The 13,147-nt window shown below is 68.0% G+C and carries 9 protein-coding genes; 2 read left to right on the top strand and 7 right to left on the bottom strand.

The genetic code is table 11. From position 1 onward, the window contains the following. Window positions 1-79: 79 nt before the first annotated feature. The 6 genes from gmd to F6X38_RS09270 all read right to left on the bottom strand — a co-directional run bounded on the left by gmd (window position 80) and on the right by F6X38_RS09270 (window position 7,894). Entirely contained in the window at window positions 80-1,171 is a 1,092-nt protein-coding gene (gmd, locus tag F6X38_RS09295; protein ID WP_150969432.1) for a GDP-mannose 4,6-dehydratase, read from the bottom strand. A 79-nt stretch (window positions 1,172-1,250) separates the two neighbouring features. Continuing rightward, a complete protein-coding gene (locus F6X38_RS09290) occupies window positions 1,251-3,275 on the bottom strand; it encodes a GumC family protein (protein ID WP_161992682.1) in 2,025 nt (674 codons plus the stop codon). 131 nt (window positions 3,276-3,406) lie between these two features. Continuing rightward, window positions 3,407-4,549 carry a glycosyltransferase family 4 protein gene (locus F6X38_RS09285; protein WP_150969509.1) on the bottom strand — a complete coding sequence of 381 codons (1,143 nt, stop codon included), beginning with the start codon at window positions 4,547-4,549 and terminating at the stop codon, window positions 3,407-3,409. 29 nt (window positions 4,550-4,578) lie between these two features. After that, window positions 4,579-5,682, bottom strand: coding sequence for a glycosyltransferase family 4 protein (locus F6X38_RS09280; RefSeq protein WP_150969430.1), 1,104 nt, complete (start codon window positions 5,680-5,682; stop codon window positions 4,579-4,581). After that, window positions 5,679-6,689 carry a glycosyltransferase family 2 protein gene (locus F6X38_RS09275; protein ID WP_150969429.1) on the bottom strand — a complete coding sequence of 337 codons (1,011 nt, stop codon included), beginning with the start codon at window positions 6,687-6,689 and terminating at the stop codon, window positions 5,679-5,681. Before F6X38_RS09275 ends, F6X38_RS09280 begins: the two co-directional genes overlap by 4 nt. Continuing rightward, window positions 6,686-7,894 carry a polysaccharide biosynthesis/export family protein gene (locus tag F6X38_RS09270; protein ID WP_150969428.1) on the bottom strand — a complete coding sequence of 403 codons (1,209 nt, stop codon included), beginning with the start codon at window positions 7,892-7,894 and terminating at the stop codon, window positions 6,686-6,688. Before F6X38_RS09270 ends, F6X38_RS09275 begins: the two co-directional genes overlap by 4 nt. Before the next feature lie 481 nt (window positions 7,895-8,375). Between F6X38_RS09270 and F6X38_RS09265 the strand changes: the two genes are divergently transcribed. Continuing rightward, window positions 8,376-9,584: an O-antigen ligase family protein gene (locus F6X38_RS09265; RefSeq protein WP_246191269.1), complete on the top strand. Its 1,209-nt coding sequence runs from the start codon at window positions 8,376-8,378 to the stop codon at window positions 9,582-9,584. Then, entirely contained in the window at window positions 9,581-11,695 is a 2,115-nt protein-coding gene (locus F6X38_RS09260; RefSeq protein ID WP_150969508.1) for a right-handed parallel beta-helix repeat-containing protein, read from the top strand. Before F6X38_RS09265 ends, F6X38_RS09260 begins: the two co-directional genes overlap by 4 nt. Before the next feature lie 39 nt (window positions 11,696-11,734). Here the strand turns inward: F6X38_RS09260 and F6X38_RS09255 are convergent, their stop codons facing one another. Further along, window positions 11,735-13,090 carry a UDP-glucose dehydrogenase family protein gene (locus F6X38_RS09255; RefSeq protein ID WP_150969426.1) on the bottom strand — a complete coding sequence of 452 codons (1,356 nt, stop codon included), beginning with the start codon at window positions 13,088-13,090 and terminating at the stop codon, window positions 11,735-11,737. Window positions 13,091-13,147: the final 57 nt, after the last annotated feature.

Below are 13,147 nucleotides of genomic sequence, written 5' to 3'. Positions count from 1 at the left end.
TGCCTCGGCGCGTGCCGGCGCGCCGCCCGTCAGGGCGGGGCGCGGTTCTCGGCTTCGGATTCGACAGGCCGTGGCGCGATCAGCCGACCGCGAGCCAGGCATCCTCGTCGAGGTGACGGTAGGCGGCCTCGCGGGAGATCGTCGCGAGATCGGCTCGCACCATCTCGCGCACCATCTCCTCCAGCGTCACCGACGCCGACCAGCCGAGAACGCGCTTCGCCTTGCTGGGATCTCCGAGAAGCAGATCGACCTCGGTCGGGCGGAAGTAGCGGGGGTCCACGGCGACGACGACCTTTCCCGTTTTCGCGTCGCGGCCCTTTTCGTCGATCCCCCGCCCCTGCCATTCGAGCCGCATGCCGACTTCGGAAAAGGCGGCCTCGACGAAGGCCCGCACCGAATGTTTCCGGCCGGTGGCCAGCACGTAGTCGTCGGGACGGTCCTGCTGCAGCATGCGCCACATCCCCTCGACATAGTCGCGCGCGTGCCCCCAATCGCGCTCCGCGTCGAGGTTGCCGAGATAGAGGCGCGTCTGCAGGCCGAGCGAGATCGCGGCCGCGGCCCGCGTCACCTTGCGCGTGACGAAGGTTTCCCCGCGCAACGGGCTCTCATGGTTGAACAGGATGCCGTTCGACGCGTGCAGCCCATGCGCTTCCCGATAGTTCACCACCATCCAGTATGCGTAGAGCTTCGCCGCGGCGTAGGGCGAGCGAGGATAGAAGGGCGTGCTTTCCGATTGCGGGACCGCCTGCACCTTGCCGTAGAGCTCGGAAGTCGACGCCTGATAGAACCGCGTCTTGTCCCGCAGGCCCAGCAGGCGGATCGCCTCCAGCAGCCGCATCGTCCCCAGCGCGTCGGCATTCGCCGTATATTCGGCGGTCTCGAAACTGACCTGCACGTGGCTCTGGGCGGCGAGATTGTAGATCTCGTCCGGCCGAACCTCCTGAACGATGCGGATGAGGTTCGTCGCGTCGGTCATGTCGCCGTAGTGGAGCGTCAGCCGGACGTCGCGTTCGTGCGGGTCCTGGTACAGATGATCGATCCGGCCGGTATTGAAGGACGACGAGCGCCGCTTCACCCCGTGAACCTCGTAGCCTTTGGCGAGGAGGAGTTCCGCGAGATAGGCGCCATCCTGGCCGGTCACGCCGGTGATGAGGGCTTTGGGTCGGCTCATCTGAAATCCCCTATCGTCTGCGGCCACATCGCTCGTCCGGCCGGAAAGCCGGGATTTCGACCCTGTTCGCGGCGACCGCTCACGTGAGATGATCGTCGAACATGTACAGGGAATGCTGCCTGGGCTTGACCTTGTTCATGGTGACGAAGACCCGGCCCGAGCTTCTTATCCGCTGGAAGGCCGCTTCCACCGCTCGGCGGCCGGTCTTCGCCCACCGCACGACGAGAACCGTCCTCTCGCAAATTCCGGCCAGACGGACCGTATCCATCGAACCGAGCGCCGCTGCGCTGTCGAAGATCACGACCTGTTCGCGCGCGCGGCCCATCTCGACGATCTCGGCCAGGCGGCCGAAGTCGGCGGGCCGGTGCGGAACGGGCCTACCGCGCGGTATGAAATCGATGCCGCTCTCGGTCTGGTGCCGGACGATCTGGTCGAGGCAGGCCTGCTTCGCCAGGAACTCGTTCAACCCCTCCCCCGACCCGGCGTCGAACGACTTGCCGAGGGTTCCGGCCTTCCGGTCCGCGTCCACGAGCAGCACCCGGTGTCCGGTCGAGGCAAGCTCCATCGCCAGCGAGCGGGCGAGGAACGACTTGCCCTCGCCGGCATGAGCCGACGTGACGACGAGGCTCGCGGGAAACCGTCCGCCGTTCGCCTGCTCGATCGAAGCCACGACAGCGCGGATCGCTTCGTTCGGGCCTCCGTCCTCGGAAGGGTCGGAACGCGCCAGCAGCCGTCGCCTGGCTCGCTCGTTCATACGCGGTATCAGCCCGGCGCGATCGATCCTGCCCGCATCCTCCAGTTGGTCGGCGCTGCGGAGCGTCTTGTCCATCATCTCGCGCACGAAAGCAGCGGTGACGGCGACCGAGATCGACGCCAGCAACGCTCCGATCATGTACGGAAGGCGGCCGCGCCCCTGCGGCACGAGCGGAACCGAGGCCGGCGAGAGGATCTCGACCTCCGTTCCCGGGAACGTGGCCTGCGCCACCAGCTTCCGGTGCAGTTCCTCGAGCTTGTCGAGCGCCGTCTGCTCCCGGTCGGAAGCGCGATCGAGCTCCGTCAGCCGCGCCTCCGCCAGATTGGAGCGGGAAAGTTCCTGGTTGGCGACGGCAAGGGCCCGGCGCAGCGAGCCCGCTTCGCGATCGATCGCCGCGAGCTTGCCCGTCTGGGACTTGAGATACGATTTCACCGCCGCATCGAAGTCGCTACGGGCCTTGCGGATCCTGCCGCGCATGTCGACCACCTGCTCGGCATTGTCCCCGTAGGTCTGAAGGAGCTGGTCGAGATCCCGCTGCTGGGTGAAGAGGTCCCGTTCCATCTCGCCGAGACCCGCCGGGAAGGCGAGGCCGAGTTGCGGAAGCGCCCCGTCCGCCGGCTTCAGGGCCGCGATCGTCGCCTCCAGTTCGGCGCGGTCTTCCATGATCTTGGCATGTCGCTCGCCCAGTTCGGCGATCGACCTGATCCGCTCGGCCTGGGCGTCGCTCGAAACGGATCCCGCCGTCTCGCGATAGCTTGCGGCGGCGGCGCGTGCGGCGTCGACGCGGGCCTGCTGCTCGCCGGTGCGCTGGTGGATCCAGCTTTCGGCCGAGTTCAGCCGGTTGCGGATGGTGCTCTTCCGCGCCTCCAGATAGACGCCGATGAGCGCGTTCGGTACGGCCGCGGCCAGCTCCGGGTCGCGCGACTCGAAGCCGATCTGGATGACGTTGGACAGCCCGTCGCGCCTGACGCTCAGGGCCATGTGATATTCGGGGATGATGCGTTCGATGCTGTCGGAGGCCACCGGTTCCGGCTTCCCGTCGTCGAACAGCCCACGCATCGCCTTGCGCAGGCCTTCGAACGCGGAGACCTTCCGCAGGGCCGGGTTGAATTCCTCGCGCTCCGAGAGATGCAGATCGTGGATGACCCGCTCCGTCGTCGCTCTGGACAGGAGCCGTTCGGTTTCCGAGCTGAGGTTCAGCGGATCGGGCCGGCCGAGGTCGCTCGTGTCCAGAGTCGCAACCAAGGGGCTGTCCAGCATGAGCCTCGCTTCGCCCCGATAGGTGGGCATCAGCCCCCAGATGACGGGAGCCGCCGCCGCCGTCAGCAGCACGCTCGTGATCGCGATCATCGGCAGTCTTCGCCGAACGATCCTGAAGCCCGAGGTCAGGTCGAGTTCGTCCGGTCTCGGCGCGATGGGCAGCGGGGAGGCGTAACGCGCCACCGCCCGGGAGGCCCTTTCGGCCGAGGGCATGACCACGGTCATCGCGAACGCGCCGTCATTCGGGTTCGAACGGGAACGGACGCGTAGATCCTTTCCAGGGACCTCGAATAGGTCGCCATGCTAAACCGCGACAGGTAGTGGGCGCGGGCGTTCGCCGAGAGAAGGCGCCGGGTTTCCGGATCGCTCACCAGCTCCGCGAGCGTCGCGGCCAGCGCAGGCGCGTCTCCCACCGGGACGAAGAGGCCGGTTTCGCCGTTGGTGATGACCTCCTCGTGTGCGCCGACGCGGGTGGTGACGACCGCGAGCCCGTGGGCGAGCCCCTCGATGACCGCCATCGCCATGCCTTCGGCGTGCGAGGGCAGGACGAGGATGTCGGCCCGCGCGCACAGTTCGCGCGTCCGGTCGGCATCGAGCCACGACGGCATCTCAACCCGTTGCGAGAGACCCAGCGCCGCCGCCTCCCGGCGGTACTCCTCGACCGGTCCGTCGCCGGCGAGGACCGCCCGCCACGGGAGCCGGGTCATCGCCGGGTCGCCGAGCGCGAGAAGCAGTTCGGGGACGCCCTTGCGCTCGCTCAGGCGGCCGAGAAACACGATCAACGGCGGCTCGCCGGAGCGCACCGCCGGCCGCCCCGGATCGGGCACGCAGTTGTGGGCGACGTCGATCCGGCTCGCCTCGACGCCGAGCAGCGCGGTCAGCATCGCGCGATCGCGCTCGCCGAGCGCCACCACGCGATCGGCGCGTCGGAACATCCGGCGCGTCAGACGCTGCCGGAACGGCGTGCGGGCATCGAAATCGGCGGCATAGTCGTAGTCGTGCAGGTGGAGGACGTGCCTGCAGCCCAGTCGATGCAGCACTTCCGTCAGGATCAGCTTGCGCAAGGTGCTGCCGCGGCCGGCGACATGGACATGGTGGATGAGGTCGGGATCGACGATCCTGTCCTTGACCACGAGAACGCAGGCCCGGAGCAGCCGGGACAGCGAGAAGGGCGCGAACCAGCGCGGTCCTCTCGTGTCGGTGACGCGATGCCTCGTTCCGGCGGTTCCGGCGGCATCGGCGATGTAGCCGACCAGGCGCCCGATCCCGCCGCCGTTCTCCCGCCCGCCCGCGACGTAGTGGCGGACGGCGGCGGGGGAGCCGAACACCGCCCCGCCTCGCGTCGCGGCGGGCGACCCGCCCATGCTTCCCAGCGTCGGAGCAAGATCCTGTCTCATGCGCGTGGCTCTGCGACGGCGCGGTAGATCGAAGCCGCCTGGGATCCGACGTTCTCGGGAGAGTTGACCCCGGTCGCCCAAAGGCGGGCGTTGGTGGCGCATTGGGTCCTGAGCGCTTCGCTGTCCGCCATGAGCCGGATGGCCTGGGCCAGTCGCGCCGGATCGCCGGGCGGAACCACCATGCCGAGGCCGTTGGGCTCCACGGTATCGCGCAGCTCCCCGACATCGGTCACGATGACGGGTTTGCCGAAGGCGGCCGCGAGGTTGAGCACGCCGCTCTGCGAAGCCTCGGTGTAGGGCAGGACGACGATGTCGGCGTCAAGGAAAAGCTGCGCGACCTGCTTGTCGTCGATGTACCGATTGCGGATGTCATAGCGGGCCGGATCGCCCATCACGGAGCGGAAGGCCCAGGGATCGTCGCCGCGGCCGGCGACCGTGACGCGCAGATGGGGAAGCGCGTCGCCGAGCGCGGCCTCGGCGCGGATCAGCAGTTCCAAGCCCTTATACGCGAAGATCCGCCCGAAAAGCAGGACGTTCAGCGTGCCGTCCTCGCGACGACGCACCATCGCCTCCCGCCGCGCGAGATCGGCGTAGCGGTGAATGGCGGGATGGGGAAGCACGTGGACCCGGTCCGGCCGCTTTGCATATCGCTGGAGCGCCATGCGCCGCAGGCCGAAGCCGTGCACGATGAGGTGTTGCGATTGCCTGACGATCAGGTCGGTGCACCATCTGGGCAGCACCCGGGTTTCGGCGTCGCCCGGATGCAGCGCCACGTCGTGGATCGTGGTGATCAGCGGGGCGGAACGCCAGAACGGCGCGGCGAAGTTCAGCCAGAGCGTGTTGTGGCTGAGGAGATGGATGAGGCTGGGACGCTCCTGCCGGACGAGGTGCGTCAGACGGAGAAGGAACCCCGGATTGGCGAGCGAGCGATGCCGCGGCCAGTCCAGGAGGCGCACGTCCACGGACGGCTCGAACCACGAGGTGAGATGCGCGTACTGACGGCGGGGAACGCCCAAGACCACGGGCAGGTGGCGGGCGATCCCGTTGGCGAGAGAGATCGTATAGTCCTCAAGCTCGGATACGAGGAGCAGCGCCTTCATCTCGCCGTATCCTGGAATGCCGGAGGCCGGTCGCCCCGGACGAGATCGCGAGCGGTGCGGACGGCGTCCCGCGCGCGTCTGAGAGGGTTCGGCTCGCCGGCGAAGCGCAGTCCCTCGAAGGCGAGCCCGAGCCCGCGTCGCCAGTCCGTCCCGTCCAGCCTCGCCGCCGCCGCTTGGTACGGGAAGTGATCGTTCAGGCGCAGGCGGCCGGGCAGATCTCGCGCCGCGAGAAACCGGTTCGTCGCGTCGACCACCGCCTGCCAATGCGTCATGCGCTTACGCAGCATGGCGGCGTCGTCCGTCGCCCGGTACCAGTTGTTGGAATGGATCCGGTAGAAGCCTTGGGTGTCCGGCAAGGCGGCCACGTGCCCGACGAGCGGATAGATGCCGGCGAGCCAGGCGTCGGCGGAAATCCGGAACTGTTCCGGTATGTCTCCGACGGCGTCCCAGGCGCTGCGCCGCACCGCGATGGCGGAGGTCATCGGGAACGGCCACCAGCCGGCCGAGCGCATCAGCGCCGGCGCGAGATCGCCCGAGCACAGGGTCCGCGGGATCGGCTTCGAGGTGGGCGTCTCGTCGACCAGCGTCGGCTGCAGCCGGTGATACGTCAGCGAAACCCCCGGCTCGCGGCGAAAGGCTTCCACGACCGCCGACAGCTTCCCCGGCGACCACCAGTCGTCGGCGTCGAGGAAACAGACGAACTCGCCGCGGCTCGCCCGCACGCCGGCATTGATCGCCGCCGCCTGGCCGCGGTTGTCCTGGGCGAGGATCGTCGCGCGGTCGCGATAGGCATGGAGAACCGCCAGCGAGTCGTCGCTCGATCCGTCGTCGACGACGATCACCTCGAAGTCGGAAGCGTCCTGGGCAAGGGCGCTGGCGACCGCCCGTCCGACGAAGCGGCCGTAGTTGTAGTTGTTGATGACGACGCTGACGACCGGCCGCCGCGCGCCGGGCTCGGTCGTGCGCGGCCGCGCCGCCGGGGTCTGGGCCTGCGGCAGGGCGCTCATCCGGTGGCGCCTCCGGCGAGGGAAACGTCAAGAATGTCGCCCGGCAGGACGGCGGTATCCATCAGGGCCTTGATCGTTTCCTCGCGGCCCCCGACCGACCGGTAGATGACGACGACGGGTTCGGACGGCGCGCCCCTCGCCTCCGCGGCGTCGGCGCTCTGGTTCATGATCTGCGCCGTGACCGCGTCCAGCTCGGCCTTCAGTCGGTACCGATCGAGCATCGCGCCGCGCAACTGCTGGCTGATGTCGCTGCGCCACTTGATGTCGGCGGACTTGAATTCGTAGTCGATCGTCGAGCGGTTCTGTCGGGCGCGCGCCGCGAAGGCCTCGCTTTCCAGCATGTCGCGGGCGTTGCGGGATTCCTCGCGCTGGAGGTCCTGGAGGCGCGACAGGGGCGCCAACCCCCTCTGGACCAGCGACCGCGCGGCTTCCATCTCGGTCTTGCTGAGGTCGCGCTCGTTTTCCTGGAGGTCGGCCTGCTGCTTGAGGACGTCGATCTCGAGATCGAGGAGCGCCATGCCGTCGCGTAGTTGCGCCTGGCTGGCGGACCACGTCGCCAACCGATCGTGCAGTATCTTCTCGTCCAGCGATGCGAGCGCATCGGCGTCCCGAGCCGGAACCGTGCCCGGCGCGACGCCGGGCTTGGCGGCTTCGTCCCGGGTCAGTTCGGCCTCCAGCCGCGCGATGAGGCTGTTGGTCTGGAGGAGCTGGTAGCTGTAGGTCTGCCACCTCGCCCGCAGTTCCGGGGCGCTCGTCTGCGACGGTCCGTCGCCGTCCGACCGGCCGACGCCGCCGCCGAGGATGAGAGCGTGGCGAACCGTCAGGCCGGGCTCGTAATCCACCGCACCCGGCCGCCGCACCCGGCCGCCGACGTAGAACGGCCGATACTTGGCGATCTCGACCAGGATGGTCGGCGATTTCAGGATATCGCGTTCGACGAACTCCTCGGCGAGGCGCGCCCGGATCGCGTCCAGCCCCATGCCCGCCACCTGCATGCTGCCGAGCTGGGGCAGCATGATCCTGCCGTCGACGTCGACCTTGCTTTCGATGCCGAGCTTGGGAGCCTCCGCGATGGAGACGCGCAGCATGTCGCCGCGCTCGACCAGCACCTCGCCCCGCGCCGTCGACGGCGCAGAGGCGCAGGACGCGATCAGGAAGATCCCGAGTGGCAGGCGCATGGACCAGGCACGAACGAATGCAACCATCGAAAATGCCGTCCCTCGATGCGGCCCGCGGTGCCCCGCGCCTCGCGAAGGACCGCCGCGCGTCGCCCTGCGTCGATGCTTCCGAAGCCTGAGGATAGCGGCGCGTCGGCGCGGACTGGAATTACGCCAATCGGCACTAGCTCGCGCAGGCGCATCCGCAATTCGGTGGAACTCTCCCCCTGCGTCGAGCGCAACATCGCCTTTGGACGTTGCATGCCCCCGATGGAGGTAGACTTCTCAGCATTTGTGCACGGTTGCCTGTGGGCGGGGGCGGACGATTGTTCTCCGGCACCACGCGACCCGAGGCATGAGCAGAGAAACCATCCAGTTCGGGGGGCCTTCGACGGCCCTCCCCCGGTCTCGCGAAGGCGCCGGGCCGACAGCGGCGCTCCGGCAACCGAAATCCGGCGGCCTGACGATCGACTGGCGAACCATCGAATGGTGGGGAGCCGGAATATCCATCTTCCTTCAGAGCGGGGCCGTGCTGCCGCTCCTGATGTCCGACGCGAACGGCGACCTCGGCGACCCGGCCAAGGCCGAGCTGCGCCTGGTCTGGTTGCCGGTATACGCCTTCACGGCAGCGGTTCTGATGCATCATCCCCGCCAGTTCGCCGACGCGTTCAGGAGGAACCTCCTTCTCAACGTCCTTCTCGCGATGCCGTTGTTCTCGGTCTTCTGGTCGATCGCTCCGTCCGTGACCCTGCGGCGGGCCGGCGGGCTCGTGTTCACGGTGCTCCTCGCCTACCTCCTGGCGCTGCGGTTCACACCGCGGCAGTTCCTCCTGCTGCTGCTAGCGGCGCTGGGACCGTGCATCGCGATGAGCCTCGTCGTTCTGGTCGCTTCTCCGGGCCTTGCATGGATGCCCGACGGCGACGGGGCGATGCGCGGCATCTTCCTCCACAAGAACAGCCTCGGCTGGTATTCGTGCATATCGGCGCTCGTCTCGGCCGTCGTGGCGATGGACGGCTCGCTCGGCTACCGGCGCACCGCGGTCGCGCTTCTGATCGGAAGCCTCATCTGCCTCGCGGGGTCGACGTCGATGACGGCGACCATCGCGGCCTCGACCGCCTGCTGCCTGATCTGGTTCTATTCGGTGCTGCCGAAGGTCCGGGGCGTCGCCCGCGTGGTCTTCGTTCTCGTCTTCGTTCAGGCGGCAGCCGTCATCCTGATCACGCTGCACGAATTCCTGGTTCCGGTTCTCGAGGCGCTGGGCAAGGACGCCACCCTGACCGGCCGGATCCCCCTGTGGGAACAGGTCGACGTCGCGACCGCTCGCCGGCTCCTGCTCGGATACGGCTACCAGGCGTTCTGGACGGAGGGAAATCCGGATGCGTGGACGATCTGGTCGAACGTGAACTGGATGGCTCCCCATGCCCATAACGGCTACCGCGACATCCTTCTCGGCTTCGGGCTGGCCGGGATGACGGTCTTCGCCATGGTCGCGTTGCGCGCGTTCAGGCAGGGCGCCGGCCTTCAATGCCGGGCTCCCGGAGAAGGATGGCTCTTTCTCAACGTGTTCTTCCCGATGGTTCTCGTGATGAACCTCACCGAAAGCCTGTTCCTGCTGCAGAACGACACGATCTTCATCCTTTTCGCCACGACCATCATCATGTTCTCGCAGCACTCGCCGCGGTATGCGACCGGCCTGCCGACGCTTCGGGACGGGCTGCCGGAACTCCGACGCCGATGAAACGCCCGGCGGCGGCCGCCATCTGGGGCATCGGACTGGCTGTCCTCCTGGTTCAGCCGGTCACCGGCACGGAACCGGTGGGCGCGCCCGTCGAACCGGAGCGCGACAGCGCGATGCCGGACTGCGCGACCGGAGCCCCGCTACCCCCGAAAGGGACGGCCGCGGAACGGTCGCGACCGCCGTCGCGCGCCGTGTTCCACGTTTCTCCGGACGGACGCGACACGTGGCGCGGCGACCGTGCGAAGCCGAACGAAGCGCGTACCGACGGCCCGTTCGCGACCATAGAGGCGGCACGCGATGCGGCGCGGGCCCATGGCGCCGCCAGCACGATCATGGTCGGGGGCGGCGACTACTACCTCACCAAGGCCATCGTGTTCGGCCCGCGCGATGCCGGGCTCGTCGTCATGGCCGCATGCGGCGAGACGCCGGTGCTGCACGGAGGGCCCCGGGTCGACGGATGGACGCGGCGGACCGGTTCGCGCTGGACCGCCCGGCTCCCCCTGCCCGCCGGCGAAGTCGTAGGCGACCTCTTCGTCGACGGCGCCCTCCAGACCGAAGCGCGCTTTCCCGACGCTCCGGCCGACGGCGATCCCCGCAAGGGGTGGCTCTTCGCGGCCAAACCCCGAACGGCCGCCGATGCCGATGAAAGCAACACCAGCTTTCGTTTCCACGTCGGCGATCTGCCGCCGCTCGGCGACATGGCAGGCCTCGTCGTCCATATCGTCGGCGGGTTCCGTCCGGGGACGCAATGGGGCAGCGATACCATGCCGGTGGTTTCCGCCGACGCCGCAACGCAGACGATCCGCACTCGCGGGACCGGCTATTTCTTCACCGGCGAGGGCAGTCGATACTTTCTTTCGGGCGCCGCGACGTTGCTGGACGCTCCCCGGGAGTGGCGATACGCCGCCGCCGCGAGCCAGCTCGACTACATCGCGCCGGGCGCCTCGTTCGGCGAAGAAACGGTCGTCGCGGGCATACTGCCGACGTTCTTCAGGTTGAACGACGCCGACGACATGGTCGTGGCGGGGCTGCGGTTCGTCGAGGGATCTCCAGCGGGCAGCGGCAAGTACGGCACCGACACCAGGGGATTCGGCGCGATCAGGCTGGAGCATGCCGATCGCGTCAGCCTGCTGAACAACACGATCGGCAATGTCGGCGTCGGCATCCACGTATCCGAAAGCCAAGGCGTCTTCGTCGCCGGGAACGAGATCGGCCCCACGGCGGGCAACGGCATCTACGTCGGCACCGAATACGGCAGCTTCGGAAAATCGAACGACGCGGAAATCGTGTCGAACCGCATCCACGACGTCGGGCGGGTCTATTTCGAGACCGCAGGCATATGGTTCCAGGCGGCCGACGATCTGAGGATCGCCCACAACCTCATCGAGAACGCCGCGCAGTTCGGCATCATCGGCGGCTCGCTCTGGGGCCAGCAGGATGCGGTGTACCGGGCGGTCATCGAATACAACGACGTCCGCAACGCCAACCAGCGGACGGCCGACGGCGGCGCCATAAAGATGATGGGCGAGCAGGGCGACTGCCAGAACAGCGTGATCCGGTACAATCTCGTCACCGGCACGAACCATCTCATGAACCGGGCGGACGGAACGTTCTGGCCGTCGGGCTACGAGAAGGTCGGCGAATGGCCGTCTCCCGTCAGTTGGGCCATCTACACCGACGGCAGGGCAAGCGGCATCCGCATCGAGGGAAACGTTCTTTCCAGGAACGTCGCGGCGATCGGCATCAACGGCGGCTGGAACAACGTCGTGACGGGCAACGTGGTCGCGCACGGTTCCGGCGCGGCGTTTCACGTCGACGATGGAACCGGCAGGGGGTGGCGGCCGCCGTGGGCACGGCCGAACCGCATCGAGGACAACATCGTCTCGCTCGACGGAAGCGGCGCCCTCGCCGCTTCCGTCTACGCACCGGGCAACGGCGGCGACTACGTGCGGTTCGCGCGCAACCGCTACGACGGAAACCTGAACGACCGGAGCTTCCTGATGGAGCCCGAACTCATGCCGTCAGGGCTGTACGGGAGCCTCGCGGACTTCCAGAGCGCCGGACAGGACGCCGGCAGCGTGGGCGGCGGCCCGGCTTCCGGCGATCCATGAGGCCGGCTCGGCATGCCCCGCGAAGGCCGGGGCGAAAATCTACGCCGACAGCCTGATCGTCTGGGATTGCGGTCTCTCGGCACCGGGAGCCGCGCCGCAGCCGATGCCCGTATAGGCGAAGCCATACGCGGCGAGTTTCGCCGGGTCGAAGACGTTTCGTAGATCGACCATCACAGGGCTCTTCATCGCCGCCTTCAGGCTGCGAAGATCCAGCGACCGGAACTCGGCCCATTCCGTGACCACGACGACGCAGTCGGCGCCCTCCGCCGCCGCCAGAGCGCTCTCCGCGTAATCGATCGACGGCAGGAGGAGGCTCGCCTCGTGCATGCCTTGCGGATCGTAGGCGTTGACGATTGCCCCGCCGTCGAGGAGCGCGGGGATGATCGCCAGGGCCGGCGCGGCGCGCATGTCGTCCGTATTGGGCTTGAAGGTCAGGCCGAGGATCGCGATCCGCCGGCCGCGAACGCTTCCGCCGCAGGCCGCGACGACCCGGCTCGCCATGTTGCGCTTCCGTTGCTCGTTGACGGCCAGCGTCGTCTCCACCAACCGCAGGGGGGATCCGAAGTCCTGTCCCATCCGGACGAAGGCCAGCGTGTCCTTCGGGAAGCACGAGCCGCCGTAGCCGGGCCCCGCATGCAGGAACTTCGGTCCGATCCGGGCGTCCATCCCGATCCCGCGCGCGACTTCCTGCACGTCGGCGCCGGTCGTCTCGCAGAAGTCCGCGATCTCGTTGATGAAGGCGATCTTCATGGCGAGGAACGCGTTGGAGGCGTATTTGATGATTTCGGCACTGCGGCGCGACGTGAACTGAACCTGCAATCGATCGCGGCGGAGCGGGCGGTAGACCTGCGCCAGGACGGTGCGGGCCCAGTCATCCTCGACGCCGATCACGATCCGGTCGGGGCGTTTGAAGTCGTTGATCGCCGCTCCCTCGCGGAGGAATTCCGGATTGGAGGCGACCGCGATCTCGGCCCGCGGATTCACCTGCCTGATGATCCGTTCCACCTCGTCGCCGGTGCCGACCGGAACGGTGGATTTCAGTACGACGACAGTGAAACCCTTCGCCGCTTCGGCGATCGAGGCGGCGGCGGAATGGACGTAGGATAGATCGGCATGGCCGTCGCCCTGCTGCGAAGGCGTTCCCACGGCGATGAACACCACATCGGCGCTCGCGACCGCGGACGACAGATCGGTCGTGAACGACAAGCGACCCGCCTCGGCGTTGCGCACCACCAGTATGTCCAAACCGGGCTCGAAGATCGGTACGACGCCGGCCTGCAGCGCCTCGATCTTCGCTTCGTCGAAATCCACGCAGACCACGTCGTGGCCGACGTCGGCGAGGCATGCGCCGCTCACGAGGCCGACGTAACCCGAACCGATCATGGCGATTCTCATCGACTTGCTCTCCCCTTCCTCGCCGATGTCGTCGGCATCGTTTCGATGCGGCGTTCG

Origin of the sequence: Plantimonas leprariae (genome assembly GCF_008802405.1) — a bacterium.
Taxonomy (GTDB): Bacteria; Pseudomonadota; Alphaproteobacteria; order Rhizobiales; family Rhizobiaceae; genus Plantimonas; species Plantimonas leprariae.
Note: the sequence above shows the minus strand (reverse complement) of the source record. Positions and strands in the feature narration are given on the sequence as shown.